Here is a 21,878-nt window from a genome sequence, read left to right on the forward strand (position 1 = left end):
CGTCCATATCAGCGGCGTTATCCTGCAACGTAAAAACATCGGTACAAGACAATAATTCTCTCCATATCTCATTAATGGAGTGCAGTTGATGGAAACCAGTAAGCTCACGGTGAAAGAAAAGATCGGCTATGGAATGGGCGACGCCGGATGCAACATCATCTTTGGCGCCATCATGTTGTTTGTTAACTATTTTTACACCGATATTTTTGGTCTTGCGCCTGCCCTGGTCGGCGTATTACTGCTCTCAGTACGCGTTATCGATGCCGTTACCGACCCTATAATGGGCGCGATGGCCGACCGCACACGCAGTAAATATGGTCGATTTCGTCCATGGCTTTTGTGGATGGCTTTCCCTTACGCATTATTCAGCGTGCTTATGTTTACCACCCCTGAGTGGACGTATAACAGCAAGGTTATCTATGCCTTCGTCACCTACTTCCTGCTCTCTATTACCTATACGGCGATCAACATTCCCTACTGCTCGCTCGGCAGCGTTATCACCAACGATCCCAAGGAACGCGTCGCCTGCCAGTCATATCGCTTTGTATTGGTAGGAATCGCAACCCTGCTGCTCTCCCTTACCCTGCTGCCGATGGCCGACTGGTTTGGCGGGGAAGACAAAGCTAAAGGGTATCAGATGGCGATGGCGGTACTCGCCTTCATCGGCATGTGTATGTTCCTGTTTTGCTTTGCATCAGTCCGTGAACGCGTTCGCCCCGCCGTGCAGACTAACGACGATTTAAAAGCCGACCTGAAAGACGTGTGGAAGAACGACCAGTGGGTAAAAATCCTGCTGTTAACCCTGTGCAACGTCTGCCCGGGCTTTATTCGCATGGCCGCCACCATGTACTACGTTACGTGGGTTATGCAACAAAGCACGCAGTTCGCCACGTTGTTTATCAGCCTCGGCGTCGTCGGCATGATGATCGGCAGCATGCTGGCGAAGGTATTAACCGATCGCTGGTGCAAACTGAAGGTGTTCTTCTGGACCAACATCATCCTGGCGATTTTCTCCGCTGCATTTTATTTCTTCGACCCGAAAGCCACCATGATGATTATGGTGCTCTACTTCCTGCTCAACGTCCTGCATCAGATCCCTTCCCCGCTGCACTGGTCGTTGATGGCGGATGTCGATGACTACGGCGAGTGGAAAACCGGTAAGCGCATCACCGGGATCAGTTTCTCCGGTAACCTGTTTTTCCTCAAGCTGGGCCTGGCAATTGCCGGGGCGATGGTAGGCTTCCTGCTCTCCTGGTACGGCTACGACGCAGGGGCGAAAGCGCAAAGCGACTCCGCCATTAACGGTATTATGCTGCTGTTCACCATCATACCTGGCGTAGGTTATCTGATTACCGCAGGCGTGGTTCGCCTGCTAAAAGTTGACCGCGAGTTTATGCAGCAAATCCAGACCGATCTGGAAAAACGCCGTACCAACTACCGTGAACTCAATGAATACCACGATATAAAAACGACTGAACCCGTAAGGAAAGCCTAATGAAACAGTGGCCAAATCCCTTTATCGAACAACGCGCCGATCCGTTTATCTTACGCGACGGTAGCCACTACTATTTCATTGCGTCAGTGCCAGAATATGACCGACTGGAGATTCGTCGGGCCGACTCTCTGGAGGGATTGCGCTCCGCCACTCCTGTTGTCGTCTGGCGTAAGCCGGAAAATGGTCCTATGAGCCAACTCATCTGGGCGCCGGAACTTCATCATCTGGCAGGCAAGTGGTACATCTATTTTGCCGCTACCCATACTCAGGCGCTTGATAACCTGGGGATGTTCCAGCACCGCATGTTTGCCTTGGAGTGCGCAGACGCCGATCCGCTGACCGGCAAGTGGACAGAGAAAGGCCAAATTAAAACGCAGTTTGATACCTTCGCCCTGGACGCCACCACCTTTAATCATCAGGGGAAACAGTGGTATTTGTGGGCACAGAAATCGCCAGATATCGCCGGAAATTCCAATATTTATCTCGCAGAGCTGGAAAACCCATGGACGATTAAAGGCGAGCCGGTCATGCTCAGCCATCCTGAGTATGACTGGGAATGCCGGGGTTTCTGGGTCAACGAGGGGCCGGCAGTCATGGTGCATGGCGACAAGCTGTTTATCAGCTATTCGGCCAGCGCCACCGATGAGAATTACTGTATGGGGTTACTGTGGATTGGCCTCAACGACGATCCGCTCACCCCGCAGAACTGGCATAAATCACCGCGCCCGGTCTTTACCACTAGCTATGAAAATCGCCAGTATGGACCGGGACACAACAGTTTTACGCAAACGCCGGATGGTGAAGATGTACTGGTGTACCACGCGAGAAATTATACCGAGATTGAAGGCGATCCGTTGTACGATCCAAACCGCCATACGCGTCTGAAACTGGTGCGCTGGGACGAAAACGGGATGCCCGATTTTGGCATCCCGCCTGCTGATACGATCTAAGCCGTTGCACTGCCCGGTGGCGCTAATGCTTACCGGGCCTACACGTTTTCCATTCCAGGCCGGATAAGCGTTAGCGCCATCCGGCACAACGCTACACTAATGTGCCATAAATGGTGAGCAACGCGATAATCACCACCACCACAAAAGAGGTCTTCTTCGCCATTGAAACAGCCGCTTTTGGCGTTTCGACTTTATCAGTATGCGGTTCACGCGCCAGAGAGAACTGCGCCAGACGCGTTAACACCTGATATTGCGAAGTATGCAGATCCGCCAGTGAGGCAAACCAGGCCGGCAACGCTTTCTCGCCGTGTCCCAGCAACGCATAGACTACGCCAGCCAAACGAACCGGGATCCAGTCCAGCACATGCAGGATCGCATCAATACCCGATTGCAGACGCTGATGCGGCGTCTGATAGCGCGCCAGCCAGGACTGCCAGGCGCGTAAAAAGGCATAACCAACCAGCGTCACCGGTCCCCACGGACCACCGACAATCAACCAGAATAACGGCGCCAGATAAAAGCGGAAGTTGTTCCATAACAACGCGTTTTGCAGCTCGCGCAAGAACTCTCGCTCATCGCAATCCGGCGGAACCCCATGTATAAGCGTCAGCTCGCTGGCCATCGCCTCACGAGCATGTGCGTCATCGCGAGCGGCCGCCTGCAAATAGGCATGATAGTGGAGACGCGCCTTCCCTGCGCCGATGCACAGCAAGCCAATTAAGATCCATGCCACCAGCAACGGAACGTTAAACAGCAGTCCATGAACCGCGCGCAGCAGCAGGAATGTCAGCCCCATTGCAATCAGGGTCATGCCCGCCGTACGCATCATCGAGAAGTGCTTAATTCGGCGGAAAAAAGCTTCCACCCGATGATCAAGCTGCCAGTGCTCACCCAGCTTAAACAGGCGTTCAACAATCAACACCAGTAATGTTGTAAACAACGTCATGTCATCTCCTTGTGCGACGAGGGGGTGACCAGGGCGCGAAATTTTGCCCAGTCAAAAGACGGCCCGGGATCGGTCTTACGTTCGGGGGCAATATTACAGTGTCCAGTCATATTGTTGGCAATGGCCGGATAACGCGTAATCAGCGCATTCGTCACGGCGGCCAGTTGCTTATACTGTGCATCGGTATAGGCCAGCGTATCCGTTCCTTCCAGCTCAATACCGATTGAAAAATCATTACAGCGCTCACGCCCCTGATAATTTGACACGCCCGCATGCCAGGCGCGTTTATCAAAAGGGACGTACTGCACAATCTCACCATCTCGGCGGATCAAACAATGGGCCGAGACGCGCAAATGGGCGATCTCAGCAAAAAAAGGATGGGCCTTGGGATCAATCGTGCCGGTAAATAACGCGTCTATCCACGGGCCGCCAAACTCGCCGGGCGGCAGACTGATATTATGCACCACCAGCAGAGAAGGGGTTTCGTCATCCGGGCGGCAATCGTAATGAGGAGAGGGAACGCGTCGCGCCTCTGCCAGCCAGCCCTCGTCTAACAACATGCAGAATCTCCTTATTGGTGGTGCTCATACCAGGTTCAGGGTAGCATGTTTCTACCTTATGATTCGTTAGCAATTTGGAGTTTTATCATGCCGCCTCGCCGCTATAACCCTGACTACCGACGTGACGCGCTGTTGGAACGCATAAATCTGGATATCCCTGCCGCTGTAGCTCAGGCACTGCGCGAAGATTTAGGCGGAGAAGTTGATGCCAATAACGATATCACCGCACAGCTTTTACCCGAAGATATGCGTTCCCACGCCACCGTGATTACCCGAGAAAATGGCGTTTTTTGCGGGAAACGTTGGGTGGAAGAGGTCTTTATTCAATTGGCTGGCGATGATGTCAACATCATCTGGCATGTCGAAGATGGCGACAGCATTAAGGCTAATCAACCGCTGTTTGAGCTGGACGGCCCCTCCCGCGTACTGCTGACCGGCGAACGTACCGCGCTTAATTTTGTACAGACGCTTTCGGGCGTGGCGAGCGAGGTGCGTAAATACGTCGATCTGCTGGCGGGGACAAAAACCCAACTACTGGATACACGTAAAACGCTGCCAGGACTGCGTACCGCTCTGAAATATGCCGTGTTATGCGGCGGCGGCGCGAATCATCGCTTGGGGCTTTCTGACGCCTTCCTGATTAAAGAAAACCACATTATTGCTTCTGGTTCGGTACGTAAGGCCGTTGAAAAAGCCTTCTGGTTGCATCCGGATGTGCCTGTTGAAGTTGAAGTTGAAAGCCTGGAAGAACTGGACGACGCACTGAAAGCCGGGGCGGACATCATCATGCTCGATAACTTCGAAACTGAGCAAATGCGCGAAGCGGTAAAACGCACCAACGGCCAGGCGCGTCTGGAAGTCTCGGGTAACGTCACCCATGAAACGCTGCGCGAATTTGCCGAAACCGGTGTGGACTTTATCTCCGTTGGCGCACTGACCAAGCACGTCCGCGCGCTCGATCTCTCCATGCGTTTTCGTTAATTGCTCATTGCAAGGCCCGATGGCGCTTCGCTTATCGGGCCTCCCCCAGCCGGATAAGGCATTTACGCCGTCATCAGGCAGTTTCTTCGAGCCCCTTCGCAAATACGTTGTCTGATCCTGTAATTTCGTAAAAATCCTCTGAACCCGCTTTCCCGTTCTGTTTTTTGTCTCTCGCCTAAGATCCGTTCGATTTGCCAAAGTAGCGCCAGCTAACTCAGAAGCGAATCAACAATGGATAAACAACGAGGCTTCACGCTTATCGAACTGATGGTGGTCATTGGCATCATTGCCATTCTTAGCGCCATCGGCATTCCGGCTTATCAAAACTATCTACGCAAAGCCGCCCTGACAGACATGCTACAAACCTTTGTCCCCTATCGCACTGCGGTCGAGCTCTGTGCGCTGGAGCATGGTGGAACAGAGACTTGCGATGCCGGGACCAATGGCATTCCCTCCCCCACAACCACCCGTTATGTCTCAGGCATGAGGGTTGAAAAAGGCGTTGTCAGCCTCACAGGCCAGGAAAGCCTGAATGGGCTAAGTATCACGATGACGCCGGGTTGGGACAATGCCAACGGTATTACCGGCTGGAACCGTAACTGCGCCATTCCAAATGACAGCGCACTACAACAGGCTTGCGAAGACGTTTTTCGCTTCGACACGTACTAAGGAAAAGAGATGAATACCACGCAACTCACGGCGCTATGCCAACGTTATCAGGGGATATTACTCGATGCAGACAATGAAGTAGTGCACATCGCCGTGGTGGATGCACCGTCCCATGAGCTGCTGGACGCCCTGCATTTTGCCACCACCCGACGTATCGACATTGTTTGCTGGACGCGCCAGCAAATGGAAGGCCACACGCATACGCCACAGAAAATGTTACCGGTCGTAGTGTCTGAAAGCAGCGCCACCGCAGCTGGGTTGCTGAATCAGACGTTTCAATCCGCCCTGGCGCAACGGGCTTCTGATATTCACTTTGAACCAGCGGAACATCGCTATCAGATCAGATTACGCGTGGATGGCGTATTACACGTTTTGCCGGAAGTCACAACTGAGATGGGCATCGCTATCACCGCAAGATTAAAAGTATTAGGCAGCCTGGATATTGCCGAGCACCGGCTGCCACAAGACGGACAATTTACCATTGAGATTTCAGGACAACCCATCTCGTTTCGTATCTCCACCCTGCCCTGTCGTTGGGGTGAAAAGGTTGTACTACGGCTACTTCATCAGGTCGATCAGACACTGGATATCACCGCGCTGGGCATGCAGGACGCGCAGCTGGCAGCATTTTCGCAAGCGTTGCAGCAGCCTCAAGGGCTGATTCTGGTTACCGGGCCTACCGGGAGTGGTAAAACGGTCACCCTGTACAGCGCGCTACAAACCCGAAATACATCAGAGGTGAATCTTTGTAGCGTAGAGGATCCGGTAGAGATCCCCATCGCAGGCCTTAACCAGACACAAATTCATCCACGCGCAGGTCTTACTTTTCAGGGCGTATTGCGCGCTCTGCTGCGCCAGGATCCCGACATCATTATGGTCGGCGAAATCCGCGATGGCGAAACGGCTGAAATAGCGCTTAAGGCGGCACAAACCGGTCATCTGGTTCTGTCAACACTGCATACTAATTCCACCAGTGAAACGCTGGTACGCCTGCAGCAAATGGGGGTTGCGCGCTGGATGATCGCCTCCGCGCTGACGCTCGTCATTGCCCAGCGCCTGGTCAGAAAGCTATGCCCCCATTGCCGACAACGCCTGGAGACATCCATTACGCTCCCCCAAGCAATCTGGCCCATGCCACTGCCACGTTGGCATGCGCCTGGTTGCGAACATTGTTATCACGGCTTTTATGGTCGTACCGCATTGTTTGAAGTGCTCCCGGTGACACCTGCATTACGCCAGAGCATCGCCAGTGGCACATCCGCAGACGGAGTCGAGTCAGATGCTCAGCTATCAGGGCGTACGCTTTTCGAGAATGGCTGTCAGGCTGTCGAACAAGGCTTAACGACATATGAAGAACTTATTCGCGTACTGGGCATGCCGCATGTCAGCTAAACAGCTTTGGCGCTGGCAAGGCATTAACAACGAAGGTGAGCCGTCGGAAGGAGTATTATGGGCTGATACCCGACTCTCGCTGATACAAGCGCTGGAGCAGCGGCATATCACGCCGTTACGTATTAAACGTATCCGTGTCAAAAACTCTCACTGGAGCCGTGAAAGAAGCGCCGAAACCATACATCAGTTGGCAACCTTACTGAAAGCAGGGCTAACACTCTCGGCAGCGCTAACCCTGCTGGCTGAACAGCATCCCAGCAGCCAGTGGCAGGCGCTCCTGCGCACGCTGGCTCACGATATGGAGCAGGGCATTTCCCTCTCCACCTCACTCGCAACATGGCAACACGTTTTTCCGCCACTTTATCAGGCGATGATTCGTACCGGAGAGCTTACAGGTAAGCTGGATGACTGCTGTTTTGAACTCGCCAGACAGCAAAAAAAGCAGCAGCAACTCGCTGATAAAGTTAAAAAAGCCCTGCGCTATCCGATAATCATCATCACGATGGCGGTAATAGTGGTATTTGCGATGCTGCAGTTTGTGCTCCCTGAGTTTGCCGCCATCTACCAAACGTTTAACACCCCACTACCAGCGCTCACTCGGGGGATGATTGCCATCGCCCACTACAGCAGCCAATGGGGGTGGCTGGCGGTAGCATTCACGATGCTCTCGGTTATGACATATCACGTGATCAAACAGAAACCGTATTGGCGCATTCTGAGTCAGAAATGGTTGCTTGGGCTCCCTGTTACAGGAGCAATGGTCAGAGGGCAAAAACTCACGCAGATCTTTACCGTTCTGGCGTTAACACAAAACGCTGGCATTCCCTTTTTACAGGGTCTTGAGAGCGTTAGTGAAACGCTTGCCAGCCCTTTCTGGTCTCAACGTTTAGCGCAGGTTCATCACGATATCAGCGCCGGGAAACCTGTCTGGTTGGCGCTGAAAAATTGCGGCGAATTCAGTCCATTATGTATACAGCTGGTAAGAACGGGGGAAGCATCCGGCTCGCTGGATGCAATGCTGCGTAATCTCGCCCACCATCACGGGGAGAAAACGCTGTCTCAGGCGGAAAATCTGGCTGCGCTACTTGAGCCCGCGTTACTGGTCATTACGGGTTTGATCATCGGTACGCTGGTTGTCGCGATGTATTTACCGATTTTCCATTTGGGAGATGCAATGAGCGGCGTAGGATAAAGCTGGCGCATTACCACACGCCAGCTTCATCATGTTACAGGCTATTGAAAACGCGGTTTTCTTGTTCCTGTACACGAATAAACGTTGTACGTTTGGTTAGCTCTTTCAGACGGGAGGCGCCTACATAAGTACAAGCTGAACGCAGGCCACCGAGGATATCGCGAGCGGTATTATCAACCGGACCACGCAGCGGCAGCTTAACGGTTTTACCTTCTGCGGCGCGGTACTGTGCAACACCACCTACGTGACGCGTCATGGCAGATTCAGAGCTCATACCGTAGAACAGCATGAATTTCTCACCGTTCTCTTCAACAATTTTGCCGCCACTTTCTTCATGACCGGCCAGCATACCGCCGAGCATAACGAAGTCCGCACCGCCGCCGAATGCTTTTGCCACGTCGCCCGGCATTGTGCAGCCACCGTCGCTGACAATCATACCGCCCAGACCGTGCGCTGCGTCGGCACATTCAATCACTGCCGAGAGCTGCGGATAGCCAACGCCGGTTTTTACACGCGTGGTACATACAGAACCAGGCCCAATACCGACTTTGACAATGTCCGCACCGGAAAGTATCAGCTCTTCACACATTTCGCCGGTAACCACATTGCCCGCACAGATCGTTTTCGTCGGCCATGCTTCACGCGCTTTTGACACAAACTGAACAAAATGCTCAGAGTAGCCATTTGCCACATCAATGCAGATAAAGTTCAGCGCCGGGTTGAGCGCCAGAATCTGTTTGGTTTTTTCGAAATCTGCGTCAGACGTGCCGGTGGAAACCATCACATGCTTGAGGATATCGGCAGAGCTATCCGCGATAAAGGCAGACCAGTCTTCAACAGAATAGTGTTTGTGCACAGCGGTCAGGATGTCGAAGGATGCCAGCGCCTTTGCCATGGCAAATGTCCCGACAGTGTCCATGTTCGCAGCGATAATCGGTACGCCGGACCAGGTCTGACCTGAATGCTTAAAGGTAAATTGACGTTCCAGCTCAACATCGGAACGGCTTTTGAGAGTAGAACGCTTAGGGCGGATAAGAACGTCTTTGAAACCTAACTTCAGATCTTCTTCGATACGCATGTGCGGATTCCTGGGGTTAATGGCGAAAAATCGAAACTCACAACTCCAGTGACGCTATCATACGCACTAATCAATGCCGCGCAAGACTGCGAAATTCTCTTTTTTTACGCTACAATCCCATAAATTTACCTGGCGAATAGTAGGTTAATCCTGCAGCAGCCTCGCCTTCGCGCGCTTAACTTTTAACTGTTTGATAATCAAACTTAAACTCCAGGATCTGCATCTATGAGGTATACAGTAGCCTTAACCGGCGGCATTGGCAGTGGTAAAAGCACCGTTGCAAATGCGTTCGCTGACCTCGGAATAAACGTGATTGATGCAGATATCATTGCGCGTCAGGTGGTTGAACCAGGTACGCCTGCCCTCATGGCGATTGAAGAACATTTTGGTTCCGACGTGATAGCCGCGGACGGTTCGCTACAGCGACGCATTTTACGCGAACGTATTTTTTCCAATCCTGAGGAAAAAAGCTGGCTAAATGCGCTGCTCCATCCGCTTATTCAGCAGGAAACACAGCGTCAGTTTGATCAAGCGACCTCGCCCTATCTGTTATGGGTTGTCCCGTTGCTGGTAGAGAATTCGCTGTATAAAAAAGCCAACCGCGTGCTGGTGGTGGATGTCACCCCCGAGACCCAGCTCAGACGAACCATGCAGCGTGATGATGTGACGCGCGAGCATGTTGAAAAAATTCTTGCTGCCCAGGCTACGCGTGAAGCGCGTCTGGCCGTGGCAGACGATGTTATTGATAATAATGGCGCACCGGAAGCCATCGCCTCGGATGTCGCCCGCCTGCACGCGCTCTATTTGCAATGCGCGTTGCAGTTTGTCTCACAGGAAAAACCGTAATGCACACCCAGGTCCTTTTTGAACACCCTCTCAATGAGAAGATGCGTACATGGCTGCGCATAGAGTTTTTGATCCAACAGCTCTCCGTTAATTTACCTATTGCAGACCATGCAGGCGCACTGCATTTTTTCCGTAATATCGGCGATTTACTGGATGTCTTTGAACGCGGTGAAGTTCGCACCGAACTCCTGAAAGAACTTGAACGACAACAGCGTAAACTCCAGGCCTGGGTTGAAGTTCCCGGCGTCGATCAAAGCAGAATCGACGCATTGCGCCAACAGTTAAAAAGCGCGGGCAGCATTCTGATTTCGGCCCCACGCATTGGACAAACGCTGCGTGAAGATCGCCTGATTGGCCTCGTGCGTCAGCGTTTAAGCATTCCTGGCGGATGCTGCAGTTTCGATCTCCCCACCCTGCATATCTGGTTACATTTACCGCAGCCGCAACGCGACGCGCAGGTTGAAACCTGGCTTGCCAGCCTGAATCCACTCAACCAGGCGTTGTCGCTGGTGCTGGATTTAATTCGTAACTCGGCGCCGTTTCGTAAACAAACCAGCCTGAATGGTTTTTACCAGGACAACGGCGAAGATGCCGATTTGCTGCGCTTGCAGCTGCCGCTGGATTCGCAGCTTTATCCGCAAATTTCTGGTCATAAGAGCCGTTTTGCCATTCGTTTTATGCCGCTGGATAGCGAGAATGGCCAGGTGCCTGAGCGTCTCGATTTTGATCTGGCGTGCTGTTAAGGAGTCAACATGTCTGAACAAACCATCGTCAACTGCCCAACCTGCGGTAAACCCGTGGTGTGGGCTGAAGTCAGTCCGTTTCGCCCATTCTGCAGCAAACGCTGCCAGTTAATCGATCTGGGTGAGTGGGCCGCAGAAGAGAAACGTATCCCCAGCTCTGGCGATCTGTCGGAAAGCGACGACTGGAGTGAAGAGCAGAAATAATTCTGCTAAAACGGGATAAAGCAACGCCGCATCCGGCGTTGCATGTTGTTTTGCCTGATGGCGCTGCGCTTATCAGGCCTACGAACACCCTTAGCCCGCAATCAGCTTTTCAATTACCGGGGCATTCGCGGGCGGGAAGTCCTCCACATTCAGAGCATCTTGCGCAATCCACTGCGCCGGTTGCCCCTCTTTTCCCCACGGTTCGCCTTCCCAGCTTTCCACCAGCCAGAACCACAGCGTAATGTGCCGGTCCGGAAACTGATACTCCAGCTTTTCGAACAGTGAATTCTGAGTCGGTGTGATCCCAACTTCTTCCTGTAGTTCGCGAATCAGCGCCTGCTCTGGCGTTTCACCCGCTTCAATTTTCCCACCGGGGAATTCCAGCTTATTTGCCATATGGGCATCCGCCGCACGCTGGGTGATAAAAATTTCATTGTGCTGGTTACGAATAATCCCGACGGCGATCTGCAATTTTTTCATTTTCATCGTCCATAAAAAAGGCGCAGAAGTCTGCGCCTTTTCAATAAGTTATTTTCTTAGCTCAGACGGCCATGACACTGTTTGTATTTTTTGCCGGAACCGCAAGGGCACGGATCGTTACGACCCACTTTACGCTCGCCGGTTTGTGCTGCCATCTCTTCTGCCGCGGCGGCATCGTCGCCTTTATGGCTCAACTGCTGCATCTGCGCTAAACGCTCAGCTTCTTCACGACGCTGCTGCTCCATCGCTTCTACTTCTTCAGGCATACGTACCTGAACTTTGCTCAGGGTGCTGATCACTTCATACTTCAGTGATTCCAGCATTGATGCAAACATAGAGAAGGATTCACGCTTGTATTCCTGCTTCGGATCTTTTTGCGCGTAACCACGCAGGTGGATACCCTGACGCAGGTAATCCATCGCCGCCAGGTGCTCTTTCCACAGCGAGTCGAGCGTTTGCAGCATCACGCCTTTTTCGAAGTGACGCATCATCTCTGCGCCCACAACTTCTTCTTTACGCTGATAAACTTCTACCGCGTTTGCCAGAATACGTTCGCGCAGCGTTTCTTCGTGCAGCTCAGGTTCTTTATCCAGCCACTCTGAAATCGGCATATCCAGATCAAAGTCGTTTTTCAGGCGCTCCTGCAGACCCGGAATATCCCACATCTCTTCCAGAGACTGCGGCGGAATATAGGCATCAATCGTCGCTTTGAAGACGTCTTCGCGGATGCTGTTAATGGTTTCGCTAACGTCAGAGACATCCAGCAGTTCGTTACGCTGGGTGTAGATTGCGCGGCGCTGATCGTTAGCAACGTCATCATATTCCAGCAGTTGCTTACGAATATCGAAGTTGCGGCTTTCCACTTTACGCTGCGCGTTTGCAATCGCTTTCGTCACCCATGGGTGTTCAATCGCTTCACCCGGCTTCATACCCAGTTTACGCATCATGCCGGACACACGGTCAGAGGCAAAAATACGCATCAGCGCATCTTCCATCGACAGGTAGAAACGAGACGAACCCGCATCCCCCTGACGACCGGAACGACCACGCAGCTGGTTATCGATACGACGAGATTCATGACGCTCAGTACCGATAATATGTAAACCGCCGGCCGCTAACACCGCGTCATGACGAACCTGCCAATCAGCTTTGATCTGGGCGATCTGTTCCGGAGTTGGGTCTTGCAGCTCGGCAACTTCCGCCTGCCAGCTACCACCCAGCACGATATCGGTACCACGACCCGCCATGTTTGTCGCAATAGTGACGGCTGACGGATAACCCGCCTGGGCGACGATATCCGCTTCGCTGGCGTGGAACTTGGCGTTCAGCACGTTGTGCTTAATGCCTGCTTTGGTCAGCTCGTTAGAGACCACTTCCGATTTTTCAATGGAGATAGTACCCACCAGCACCGGCTGGCCATTTGCGGTACGCTCTTTAATATCTTCAATAATCGCCTGAATTTTTTCCGCTTCGGTCATGTACACCAGATCCGGTAAATCCTTACGGATCATCGGACGGTTGGTCGGAACGACCACGGTATCCAGTTTGTAGATGGAGCTGAATTCAAACGCTTCAGTGTCTGCAGTACCGGTCATACCGGCCAGTTTTTCGTACAAACGGAAGTAGTTCTGGAAGGTAATGGATGCCAGCGTCTGGTTTTCGTTCTGGATTTCCACGCCTTCTTTCGCTTCAACAGCCTGGTGCAGGCCATCGGACCAGCGACGCCCCTGCATCGTACGACCAGTGTGTTCGTCGACGATGATAACTTCGCCATCTTTCACGATGTAGTCGACGTCACGGGTAAACAGCACGTGCGCGCGCAGTGCGGCAGTCACGTGGTGCATCAGCATAATGTTGCCCGGAGAGTACAGCGACTCGCCCTCATCCATAATGCCTTCGTTCACCAACAGTTCTTCAATCAGCACCAGACCCCGTTCGGTCAGGTTAACCTGGCGCGCTTTCTCATCAACGGAGAAGTGGCCTTCACCCTGGAAAGTGTCGGAATCTTCCTTCTCCTGACGGATCAGGTGCGGAATGATTTTGTTCACTTTTTTATACATTTCCGAGCTGTCTTCAGCCGGACCGGAAATGATCAGCGGCGTACGCGCTTCATCGATCAAGATGGAGTCGACTTCATCGACCAGCGCATAGTGCAGTTTACGCTGAACACGCTCTTCCGGGCTAAACGCCATGTTGTCACGCAGGTAGTCAAAGCCGTATTCGTTGTTGGTGCCGTAGGTAATATCGGCATTATAAGCTTCACGCTTAGCTGGCGCTGGCAGGCCAGACATGTTGATACCGACAGTCATGCCGAGGAATTCAAACAGCGGGCGGTTATTTTCGGCGTCACGCTGGGCCAGGTAGTCGTTCACAGTAACCACGTGTACGCCTTTCCCGCTTAACGCGTTCAGGTACGCCGGCAGCGTTGCGGTCAGGGTTTTACCTTCACCGGTACGCATTTCCGCGATGCAGCGATCGTTAAGCACCATACCGCCCAGCAGCTGAACGTCGAAGTGGCGCATGCCGAACACACGCTTACTCGCTTCGCGAACCACCGCGAACGCTTCCGGGATCAGGCTCTCAACGCTGGCGCCTTTTTCCAGACGGGCGCGGAATTCCGCGGTCTTTGCTTTCAGCTCATCATCGGAGAGTTTTTCCATCTCCGGTTCCATGGCGTTGATGACATTGACCACTTTACGCATACGACGCAGCGTACGTTCGTTACGGCTACCGAATACTTTTGTTAATAATTTGATTAGCATAATAAAATCTCAAACGCCCCGCGGTGCGGAGTCAAAAATTATAAGTTGGAAGGTTCTTTTTTAGCTGAGGCGTTGAGGGCCAGCGCGGATACCCTGCAGCTGGCTGATCCAGACCGGAACGCTAAACGCGGCCTGAGAGGTAAAGTGGGAGTATGTCACGCGACTCACGGTCGCTGGCGGTCTGCCTTCTTGCGTCAGCATCGCGCTGAGCGTATTCAATAACGCAAGATGGTGCGCCTGGATTGGCAACGGCTCTTCGGCAACGGGCAGCGCCTGAGGAGCCATAGCAAAAGAAAGATGGCGAATAACCGTACGAATAGCATGCTGATGCCAGTAGTCGACGGTAAAATTCGGGCGGCGATTGGTCGCTTCCAGCAAAGCAAGCTGGTTAAAGTTAACTTTAGCGCCTTGATCGTGATTGCTGGCGGTCGCCTTCGCGGGGGTATTAGGTTCAGCAGCATTACCAAGCGCGGGCAGGCCAAAACTAGCCGCGACCATCCCCAACAGGAGATGCGGCCAGAAGTACCGTCTGCCTAACTGTCGCCAGCGCGTCAGTATTCCACTCACGTTATTGCCACCTGATATACCCTGCGTTTGGGGTTACATATGCAAAACCATTTTTTGCGCACAAATATTACCATTAATGCGTTCGCACCACAGCAGTAATGACGCAAGTCGCGGGTAAATATGCTTAAGAAAGCAGCGATCGAACGCTATTTTACTCTGCCGGTGGGGAGAAAGTCGCTTCAGGGAAGGTGGTTTGCAATCGGAAAATAAAAAAACGACTGGTTCACCTGGCCGGAGAGAGTGCCAGATTAACCAGTCGAATTTATGCGACAGCGTATGTCGTTATGCCAGTACGGTCGAAGGTGCTTTGAACGCCAACGGCAGTTCTGCATCGTCCTGGAAGGTCACATATTCCCAGGCTTCCTGTTTCGCCAGGACCGCCTGCAACAATTTATTATTCAATGCATGACCGGATTTATACGCGGTGAATGCACCAATAATGTTGTGACCACACATGAACAAGTCACCAATCGCGTCGAGCATTTTGTGACGAACGAATTCGTCTTCAAAACGCAGGCCGTCTTCGTTCAATACGCGATAATCGTCAACAACGATGGCACAATCGAAGCTGCCGCCCAGGCACAGGCCGCGGGACTGCAGATATTCGATATCACGCATGAAGCCGAAAGTACGCGCGCGGCTGATCTGGCGCATGAACGCATCCGCAGAGAAGTTCATCGCGTAGCGCTGCGTGCTGGAGTCGATTGCCGGATGGTTAAAGTCGATGGTGAAATCCAACGTAAAACCATTATACGGCTTAAACTCAGCCCACTTATCGCCATCTTCGACACGAACGGTCTCTTTGATGCGAACAAATTTTTTGGCGCTGCTAAGTTCTTCAATACCCGCATCAAGCAGCAGATAGACGAACGGAGCGGCACTGCCATCCATAATCGGGATTTCCGGGGCGTTAACTTCAATAACGATGTTATCGATACCTAAGCCCGCCAGAGCAGCGTTAAGGTGCTCAACGGTTGAAATCCGTACATCATGCTCGTTGACCAGACACGTACAGAGCATGGTATCACGCACAGATTTGGCATCGGCCGGGAAATCTACCGGAGGATTCAAGTCGGTGCGACGATAGATGACCCCGGTGTTGGCCGGCGCAGGGCGTAATGTCAGGGTGACTTTTTTGCCGGTATGCAAACCGACGCCAGTCGCCTGAACGATACGTTTAAGAGTCCTTTGTTTGATCATCGTATAATCTCGCCAAATTACCTATCCAACCGAAGTGTACTATACATTCGGTGGGCCAGTTTAGCACAAAGAGCCACAATTCCCAAATTCCAGCTAATTCTTAATCAGCTTGCTTACGCAGGAACGCAGGGATATCCAGATAATCCGGCTCTTTGGTGGTTTGCGGCGTATTGTCGTTAACCACTTTCGCAACCGGTTTTTGCTCTTGCGTCAACGGCGCCATACCGTGCTGCTGGTAACGATCCATTACCGGCTGCTGGACCTGCTTGTTGGTTACCAGAGTGATTTCAGGACGCTTGTCCATACCAATTCCAGTCGCAACAACGGTCACGCGCAGTTCGTCGTTCATATCCGGGTCCAGAGAGGTACCGATAACCACGGTCGCGTTATCCGATGCAAAGGCACGGATGGTGTTACCGACGGTTTCGAATTCATCCAGACGCAGGTCGAAGCCCGCAGTAATGTTGACCAGCACGCCGCGCGCGCCAGACAGATCGATATCTTCCAGCAGCGGGGAAGAGATAGCCATTTCAGCCGCTTCTTCCGCACGGTCTTCACCGCTTGCCACGCCGGAGCCCATCATCGCGTAGCCCATTTCGGACATCACGGTGCGCACGTCTGCAAAGTCGACGTTCATCAGGCCCGGACGCGTGATCAGTTCAGCGATACCCTGGACTGCGCCTTTCAGCACGTCGTTCGCTGCGCCAAACGCATCCAGCAGGGAGATACCACGGCCCAGCACTTTCAGCAGTTTGTCGTTCGGGATAGTGATCAGAGAGTCCACGTGTTTGGACAGTTCGGTGATACCCTGCTCCGCGAATGCCATACGCTTCTTGCCTTCAAAGTTGAAAGGCTTAGTCACGACAGCAACGGTCAGGATACCTAAATCTTTTGCCACTTCAGCAACCACTGGCGCAGCACCGGTTCCGGTACCGCCGCCCATTCCTGCTGCGATAAACACCATGTCTGCACCGTCAAGCGCTGCACGCAGAGCTTCACGATCTTCGTCTGCCGCATTACGACCGACTTCCGGGTTTGCACCCGCGCCCAGACCTTTGGTGATGCCGCTACCAATTTGAATGGTCTGTCCAACCGCCGTTTTACGCAACGCCTGAGCGTCGGTATTCACCGCAAAGAATTCAACACCTTCGATGCGCTCGCGCACCATGTGTTCAACGGCATTACCGCCGCCGCCGCCGACGCCGATGACTTTAATCACCGCGTCATTGGTTAGTTCCATAGGTTCAAACATAGTTTCTCTCTCCGTTGTGCCTGTCGCCTGAGACCTTTAATGTGCGTCGGTCTCTTTAAAAATTAAAACTCTTTTCTCAGCCAGCTATTGAGTCGTTTAATCCACGAGCCAACTGACGCCGTTACGCGTTTTTCAACTTCAGCCTCACCACTCAAATGGGACTCTTTCCCGTAGTGAAGCAGCCCCACTGCCGTTGAATAATACGGCTCCTGGGCATAATCCGTCAGACCGGTAATATTCAGCGGTGCGCCAATACGGACTTGCGTATGGAACACGCGCTGTGCGCAGGCTGCAAGACCTTCAATTTGCGCTGCGCCACCGGTTAACACAATCCCCGCCGCCAGATGATGTTTCACCCCCTGCTGGCGAAGCTGTTCTTGTAATTGCAAAATTTCTTCGTTGACCAGGTTGAGCAGCTCGGTATAACGCGGCTCAATGACCTCTGCCAAAGTCTGACGCTGCAGGCTACGCGGCGGACGACCGCCCACGCTTGGCACCTCAACGCTCTCGTCTTTACCGACGATGGAGCCCAGCGCGCAGCCATGACGTACTTTGATGGCTTCAGCATCGCTCGGCGGCGTACCAAAGGCATACGCGATATCGCTGGTCACCACATTCCCTGCATAAGGGATCACTTTGGTATGGCGCAACGCCCCGCCAGTATAAACGGCGATATCCATTGTACCACCACCAATATCTACCACGCAGACACCCAGTTCACGTTCATCTTCCGTCAACACGGAATAACTGGCTGCCAGTCCGGCGAAAATCAGTTGGTCAACTTTCAGACCACAACGTTCAACGGCTTTGACAATATTCTTCGCCATGTCGTTGTGGCAGGTAATAAGATGCACTTTTGCCTGCATACGTACGCCGGAAAGACCTACCGGATTTTTGATACCTTCCTGGTAGTCAATGGCGTATTCCTGCGGAATAACGTGCAGAACACGATGTTCATCGCGCACGCGTACGGATTTTGCCGTATGTACGACGTTTTCCACATCTTCCTGCGTCACTTCCTCTTCGGAAATGGGCACCATACCAATTTCATTCTGACAGCTAATGTGTTTGCCGGAAAGCGCCAGATACACCGAGGATATCTGGCAATCTGCCATCAGCTCAGCCTGGTCAATGGCGCGCTGTACGCATTTCACCACAGACTCAAGGTCATTCACCCCGCCTTTATCCATACCTCGCGATGGGCAACTGCCCACGCCAATGATATTGACCATACCGTCGGGCAGAACTTCCCCTACTAAAGCGGCTACCTTCGCGGTGCCAATCTCCAGTCCAACTACCAGTTTTCTGTCCGTCGCCTTGATCATTGTTGTTCTGCCTGTGCCTGATTCTGTTGCTGATTAGATTCCTCAGGAGGCAAGGGAACCCAGCCTACTGCCGCTCCTGAGTCATAACGCAAATCAACGTAGCTAATCCGTTTGCCATCGGTTTGCGCCTGCTGCTGTAAAACCGGGTAGAGTTCCACAAAGCGAGCCAAACGTTTTATCGTATCGCCCCTGCCCAGATTGAGCTTAATATCGTTATTTAGCGTCAACTGCCAGGAACGACGCGCGGTCATCGCCGCTTCCTTCAGGGTGAATCTATCCTTAGCCAGCACCTGCCCCATATCGCGGAACCCTTGCAGCACTTCACTTGCGCTACCTTCCGGTCCGTACAACATGGGTAATACCTGCTTATTGGCCCGACCGGATGGGACGCTGAACGTATTGCCTTCAGCATCCACCATGTGCTGGTCATTCCAACGCGCAATTGGCACATATTCAACCAGATGAATCTTCAATTCATCAGGCCATTGCTTTCTGACGCTCGCCTGTTTAATCCACGGGAGGCGTTCAATCTGACTCTGGATGATGTTCACATCCTGGGTCATAAAGGTTCCCGGCGCGCCCAGCGCCAGAATGGACTGACGAATATCGTCATTGCGCGTGTAATGCCGTTCGCCGGTTAACACCAGTTTTGACAACGGCAAACGCTGCGCATCTTCCATCCATCCCAACACGACCCAGCCGCTGACAAACACGGTGCACAGCACTGTCAGCAGGAACAGTATTCCTGCAAGACGCGTTCCATTATTGCGGCGTGAGGAATTTACGTCTTCTTCATCACCGTTTCGCGTGTTCAGCGCAGCCTGCGACATATCAGTCCGCCAACTCCAGAATTCTTACCACCAACTGCGAGAAGCTCAGACCCGCCTGACGCGCTGCCATCGGCACCAGGCTGTGGCTGGTCATACCCGGAGAGGTATTGGCTTCCAGCAGATAAAACTGGCCATCGCTGTCCAGCATGACGTCAATGCGCCCCCAACCTTTACAGCCTAAGGCGGTCCACGCTTTCAGGACTAAATCCTGTAATTGGGCCTCTTGCTCGACTTCCAGACCTGCAGGGCAGAAATATTGTGTCTCATCAGAGAGATACTTCGCCTCATAATCATAGAAGGTTCCCGCGGGTTGGATACGTATTGACGGTAAAATTTCTTCGCCGAGTATCGCAACGGTAAATTCCGGGCCACTGAGCCATTTTTCAATCAGTACTTCTTCATCATGCTGAAAAGCCAATGCTAATGCACCCTGCAAAGCATTTTCTTCTTCAACTTTTGACATCCCTACGCTGGAACCTTCACGGCTTGGCTTAACAATCAGCGGCAAACCTAACGCAGAAATTTTTGCAACTACCTCATCGCTAAGACCTTTTTCGAACTCAGCGCGGGTCAACACAACCCATGGCGCGACGGGTAAACCTGCGCCCTGCCACAGCAGCTTGCTGCGCAGTTTGTCAATCGAAATCGCGGAAGCCATGACGCCGCTGCCGGTATAAGGCAGGCCAATTTGCTCCAGCATGCCCTGCAACGTGCCATCTTCACCGCCACGGCCGTGCAGCGCAATAAACACCTTCTGAAAACCCATTGATTTCAGAAGAGTGACATCAACCTCTTTAGGGTCAACCGGATGGGCATCCACGCCGCCTTCACGCAACCCGGCGAGCACAGCCGCGCCAGAGTTCAGCGACACTTCTCGTTCTGCGGAGGTGCCCCCTAACAGGACCGCGATTTTATCAGCCATGTTGTTCTTCCTCCGGATTTTGCGGCTTCAGTTTGATTTCAGCTAAGGAACGCGCAATTTTGCCGATATTTCCAGCGCCTTGCACCAAAATCAGATCGTTGCCGGTTAATACCGGTGCCAACATTTCTGCCACCTGGGCCGGATCGGATACCAGAATAGGATCGATCTTACCGCGACCACGAATAGTACGGCACAGCGAGCGGCTGTCAGCGCCTGGAATGGCGGCTTCGCCCGCGGCGTATACATCCAGCATCAACAGCGCATCAACCTGAGTCAGCACGTTGGCAAAGTCATCGTACAAATCGCGCGTACGCGTATACCGATGCGGCTGGAACAGCATCACCAGATTTTTGTCCGGCCAGCCTGCGCGCGCGGCTTTAATCGTGGCATCCACTTCCGTTGGATGATGGCCGTAATCATCAACCAGCATCGCGGTCCCGGCTTTACCGTTAACCGGCTCAAGCGGGAATTCGCCGAGGAAGTCAAAACGGCGTCCGGTCCCCTGGAAACTTTCCAGCGCGCGCAGGATCGCGTCGTCTTCAATACCTTCTTCCGTTGCGACCGCCACCGCAGCCGCGGCGTTCAGCGCATTGTGACGGCCCGGCGCGTTCAACGTTACGTGTAGTTCGGCCATCCCCTGACGCACCAAGGTGAAGTGACCCTGCGGGCCGATCTGCTGGTAATCTTCAACGCGTACATCGGCATCATCACTGAAACCATAGGTTGTGGTTTGACGGCCAACTCGCGGTAGCAGTTCGCGGATCACCGGATCGTCAACGCACATCACCGCACGACCATAAAACGGCAAGTTATGCAGGAAATTAATAAACGTCTGCTTTAAATTTTCGAAGTCGCCATGGTAGGTATCCATATGGTCGGCTTCGATATTGGTGACAATCGCCACCATCGGCTGCAAATGCAGGAACGACGCATCGCTCTCGTCCGCTTCGGCAATCAAATAACGGCTATGACCCAGACGTGCATGAACGCCTGCGGCCTTCACCAGACCACCGTTAACAAAGGTCGGATCCAGCCCCGCTTCCGCGTAAATACTGGAGACCATCGCCGTGGTCGTGGTTTTACCGTGCGTCCCGGCAATGGCGATGCCGTGACGAAAACGCATTAACTCCGCCAGCATTTCAGCGCGACGGATCACAGGAATGCGCGCTTCATGCGCCGCAACAATTTCAGGGTTATCCGCAGAAATGGCGCTGGAGACCACCACCACGCTCGCATCGCGTACGTTTTCCGGACGATGGTTGAAGAAAATCGTGGCGCCGAGATTCGTCAACTGCTGCGTCACCGGATTTGGCGCTAAGTCAGAACCGCTGATCTGATAACCTTCATTGGCCAAAACTTCGGCAATACCGCCCATACCAGCACCACCGATGCCGACAAAGTGAATGTGCCGAACGCGACGCATTTCGGGCACGATGGAACGCAGTTTTGCCAGTTGTTGTGTATTCATTCTTTAGCCATTAACT

The 21,878-nt window shown here is 52.9% G+C and carries 21 protein-coding genes; 9 read left to right on the plus strand and 12 right to left on the minus strand.

All coding sequences use genetic code 11. From position 1 onward, the window contains the following. Positions 1-88: 88 nt before the first annotated feature. Positions 89-1,495, plus strand: a complete 1,407-nt coding sequence (locus ICA20_RS20500) for an MFS transporter (protein WP_038637261.1) — start codon at positions 89-91, stop codon at positions 1,493-1,495. Beyond that, positions 1,495-2,445 carry a family 43 glycosylhydrolase gene (locus ICA20_RS20505; RefSeq protein WP_129694841.1) on the plus strand — a complete coding sequence of 317 codons (951 nt, stop codon included), beginning with the start codon at positions 1,495-1,497 and terminating at the stop codon, positions 2,443-2,445. The genes ICA20_RS20500 and ICA20_RS20505 overlap by 1 nt, the downstream gene beginning before the upstream one ends. A 91-nt stretch (positions 2,446-2,536) precedes the next feature. Here the strand turns inward: ICA20_RS20505 and ampE are convergent, their stop codons facing one another. Continuing rightward, a complete protein-coding gene (ampE, locus tag ICA20_RS20510) occupies positions 2,537-3,391 on the minus strand; it encodes a beta-lactamase regulator AmpE (RefSeq protein WP_038637257.1) in 855 nt (284 codons plus the stop codon). Continuing rightward, entirely contained in the window at positions 3,388-3,951 is a 564-nt protein-coding gene (gene ampD, locus ICA20_RS20515) for a 1,6-anhydro-N-acetylmuramyl-L-alanine amidase AmpD (protein WP_038637254.1), read from the minus strand. Before ampD ends, ampE begins: the two co-directional genes overlap by 4 nt. A gap of 87 nt (positions 3,952-4,038) precedes the next feature. On the opposite strand from ampD, the gene nadC reads away from it, so the two are divergent. The 4 genes from nadC (at position 4,039) to hofC (ending at position 8,185) form a co-directional block, all read left to right on the plus strand. Then, positions 4,039-4,932, plus strand: a complete 894-nt coding sequence (gene nadC, locus ICA20_RS20520) for a carboxylating nicotinate-nucleotide diphosphorylase (RefSeq protein ID WP_038637251.1) — start codon at positions 4,039-4,041, stop codon at positions 4,930-4,932. A 231-nt stretch (positions 4,933-5,163) separates the two neighbouring features. After that, a complete protein-coding gene (gene ppdD / locus ICA20_RS20525) occupies positions 5,164-5,601 on the plus strand; it encodes a prepilin peptidase-dependent pilin (RefSeq protein WP_038637249.1) in 438 nt (145 codons plus the stop codon). A 9-nt stretch (positions 5,602-5,610) separates the two neighbouring features. After that, a complete protein-coding gene (gene gspE / locus ICA20_RS20530) occupies positions 5,611-6,993 on the plus strand; it encodes a type II secretion system protein GspE (protein WP_038637246.1) in 1,383 nt (460 codons plus the stop codon). Continuing rightward, entirely contained in the window at positions 6,983-8,185 is a 1,203-nt protein-coding gene (gene hofC, locus ICA20_RS20535; RefSeq protein WP_038637243.1) for a protein transport protein HofC, read from the plus strand. The genes gspE and hofC overlap by 11 nt, the downstream gene beginning before the upstream one ends. Before the next feature lie 34 nt (positions 8,186-8,219). Here the strand turns inward: hofC and ICA20_RS20540 are convergent, their stop codons facing one another. Then, positions 8,220-9,263: a GMP reductase gene (locus ICA20_RS20540; RefSeq protein ID WP_038637240.1), complete on the minus strand. Its 1,044-nt coding sequence runs from the start codon at positions 9,261-9,263 to the stop codon at positions 8,220-8,222. Positions 9,264-9,488: 225 nt separating this feature from the next. Here ICA20_RS20540 and coaE point away from each other — a divergent pair, with 225 nt between their 5' ends. The 3 genes from coaE to yacG are packed head-to-tail and all read left to right on the plus strand — an operon-like array spanning position 9,489 to position 11,056. Then, positions 9,489-10,109, plus strand: coding sequence for a dephospho-CoA kinase (gene coaE, locus ICA20_RS20545; protein WP_038637237.1), 621 nt, complete (start codon positions 9,489-9,491; stop codon positions 10,107-10,109). Continuing rightward, entirely contained in the window at positions 10,109-10,852 is a 744-nt protein-coding gene (gene zapD, locus ICA20_RS20550; protein ID WP_038637234.1) for a cell division protein ZapD, read from the plus strand. The genes coaE and zapD overlap by 1 nt, the downstream gene beginning before the upstream one ends. Positions 10,853-10,861: 9 nt before the next feature. Further along, complete coding sequence (yacG, locus tag ICA20_RS20555; protein ID WP_003018740.1) at positions 10,862-11,056, plus strand: DNA gyrase inhibitor YacG; 195 nt, start codon at positions 10,862-10,864, stop codon at positions 11,054-11,056. Positions 11,057-11,146: 90 nt separating this feature from the next. Here the strand turns inward: yacG and mutT are convergent, their stop codons facing one another. The 9 genes from mutT to murC all read right to left on the minus strand — a co-directional run bounded on the left by mutT (position 11,147) and on the right by murC (position 21,862). Then, entirely contained in the window at positions 11,147-11,536 is a 390-nt protein-coding gene (mutT, locus tag ICA20_RS20560) for an 8-oxo-dGTP diphosphatase MutT (protein ID WP_038642991.1), read from the minus strand. 56 nt (positions 11,537-11,592) lie between these two features. Next, complete coding sequence (secA, locus tag ICA20_RS20565) at positions 11,593-14,298, minus strand: preprotein translocase subunit SecA (protein WP_038637231.1); 2,706 nt, start codon at positions 14,296-14,298, stop codon at positions 11,593-11,595. Positions 14,299-14,358: 60 nt separating this feature from the next. Continuing rightward, positions 14,359-14,865, minus strand: coding sequence for a secA translation cis-regulator SecM (secM, locus tag ICA20_RS20570; protein ID WP_038637228.1), 507 nt, complete (start codon positions 14,863-14,865; stop codon positions 14,359-14,361). Between the two features lie 282 nt (positions 14,866-15,147). After that, the gene (gene lpxC / locus ICA20_RS20575; RefSeq protein WP_006686706.1) at positions 15,148-16,065 is read right to left on the minus strand and encodes a UDP-3-O-acyl-N-acetylglucosamine deacetylase; all 918 of its coding nucleotides are present in this window, start codon (positions 16,063-16,065) and stop codon (positions 15,148-15,150) included. Positions 16,066-16,165: 100 nt separating this feature from the next. After that, positions 16,166-17,317, minus strand: a complete 1,152-nt coding sequence (gene ftsZ, locus ICA20_RS20580) for a cell division protein FtsZ (protein WP_003018753.1) — start codon at positions 17,315-17,317, stop codon at positions 16,166-16,168. A gap of 62 nt (positions 17,318-17,379) precedes the next feature. After that, positions 17,380-18,642, minus strand: coding sequence for a cell division protein FtsA (gene ftsA / locus ICA20_RS20585; protein WP_003018755.1), 1,263 nt, complete (start codon positions 18,640-18,642; stop codon positions 17,380-17,382). Beyond that, positions 18,639-19,472: a cell division protein FtsQ gene (gene ftsQ / locus ICA20_RS20590; protein WP_038637223.1), complete on the minus strand. Its 834-nt coding sequence runs from the start codon at positions 19,470-19,472 to the stop codon at positions 18,639-18,641. The genes ftsA and ftsQ overlap by 4 nt, the downstream gene beginning before the upstream one ends. A gap of 1 nt (position 19,473) precedes the next feature. After that, positions 19,474-20,394 (minus strand): D-alanine--D-alanine ligase, encoded by a 921-nt coding sequence (locus ICA20_RS20595; RefSeq protein ID WP_038637221.1) that lies wholly within the window; start codon positions 20,392-20,394, stop codon positions 19,474-19,476. After that, entirely contained in the window at positions 20,387-21,862 is a 1,476-nt protein-coding gene (murC, locus tag ICA20_RS20600) for a UDP-N-acetylmuramate--L-alanine ligase (RefSeq protein WP_038637219.1), read from the minus strand. Before murC ends, ICA20_RS20595 begins: the two co-directional genes overlap by 8 nt. Positions 21,863-21,878 lie beyond the last annotated feature (16 nt).

Origin of the sequence: Citrobacter sp. C5_2, from assembly GCF_014596845.2 — a bacterium.
In the GTDB taxonomy this organism is placed as follows: Bacteria; Pseudomonadota; Gammaproteobacteria; order Enterobacterales; family Enterobacteriaceae; genus Citrobacter; species Citrobacter werkmanii.

Coding starts and splice junctions, on each gene's coding strand:
- ICA20_RS20500 (WP_038637261.1), top strand. CDS start 89: ATGGAAACCAGTAAGCTCACGGTGAAAGAAAAGATCGGCTATGGAATG.
- ICA20_RS20505 (WP_129694841.1), top strand. CDS start 1,495: ATGAAACAGTGGCCAAATCCCTTTATCGAACAACGCGCCGATCCGTTT.
- gspE (WP_038637246.1), top strand. CDS start 5,611: ATGAATACCACGCAACTCACGGCGCTATGCCAACGTTATCAGGGGATA.
- ppdD (WP_038637249.1), top strand. CDS start 5,164: ATGGATAAACAACGAGGCTTCACGCTTATCGAACTGATGGTGGTCATT.
- ftsA (WP_003018755.1), bottom strand. CDS start 18,642: ATGATCAAGGCGACGGACAGAAAACTGGTAGTTGGACTGGAGATTGGC.
- murC (WP_038637219.1), bottom strand. CDS start 21,862: ATGAATACACAACAACTGGCAAAACTGCGTTCCATCGTGCCCGAAATG.
- yacG (WP_003018740.1), top strand. CDS start 10,862: ATGTCTGAACAAACCATCGTCAACTGCCCAACCTGCGGTAAACCCGTG.
- ftsQ (WP_038637223.1), bottom strand. CDS start 19,472: ATGTCGCAGGCTGCGCTGAACACGCGAAACGGTGATGAAGAAGACGTA.
- ftsZ (WP_003018753.1), bottom strand. CDS start 17,317: ATGTTTGAACCTATGGAACTAACCAATGACGCGGTGATTAAAGTCATC.
- lpxC (WP_006686706.1), bottom strand. CDS start 16,065: ATGATCAAACAAAGGACTCTTAAACGTATCGTTCAGGCGACTGGCGTC.
- zapD (WP_038637234.1), top strand. CDS start 10,109: ATGCACACCCAGGTCCTTTTTGAACACCCTCTCAATGAGAAGATGCGT.
- ICA20_RS20540 (WP_038637240.1), bottom strand. CDS start 9,263: ATGCGTATCGAAGAAGATCTGAAGTTAGGTTTCAAAGACGTTCTTATC.
- ICA20_RS20595 (WP_038637221.1), bottom strand. CDS start 20,394: ATGGCTGATAAAATCGCGGTCCTGTTAGGGGGCACCTCCGCAGAACGA.
- mutT (WP_038642991.1), bottom strand. CDS start 11,536: ATGAAAAAATTGCAGATCGCCGTCGGGATTATTCGTAACCAGCACAAT.
- ampE (WP_038637257.1), bottom strand. CDS start 3,391: ATGACGTTGTTTACAACATTACTGGTGTTGATTGTTGAACGCCTGTTT.
- hofC (WP_038637243.1), top strand. CDS start 6,983: ATGTCAGCTAAACAGCTTTGGCGCTGGCAAGGCATTAACAACGAAGGT.
- coaE (WP_038637237.1), top strand. CDS start 9,489: ATGAGGTATACAGTAGCCTTAACCGGCGGCATTGGCAGTGGTAAAAGC.
- secA (WP_038637231.1), bottom strand. CDS start 14,298: ATGCTAATCAAATTATTAACAAAAGTATTCGGTAGCCGTAACGAACGT.
- nadC (WP_038637251.1), top strand. CDS start 4,039: ATGCCGCCTCGCCGCTATAACCCTGACTACCGACGTGACGCGCTGTTG.
- ampD (WP_038637254.1), bottom strand. CDS start 3,951: ATGTTGTTAGACGAGGGCTGGCTGGCAGAGGCGCGACGCGTTCCCTCT.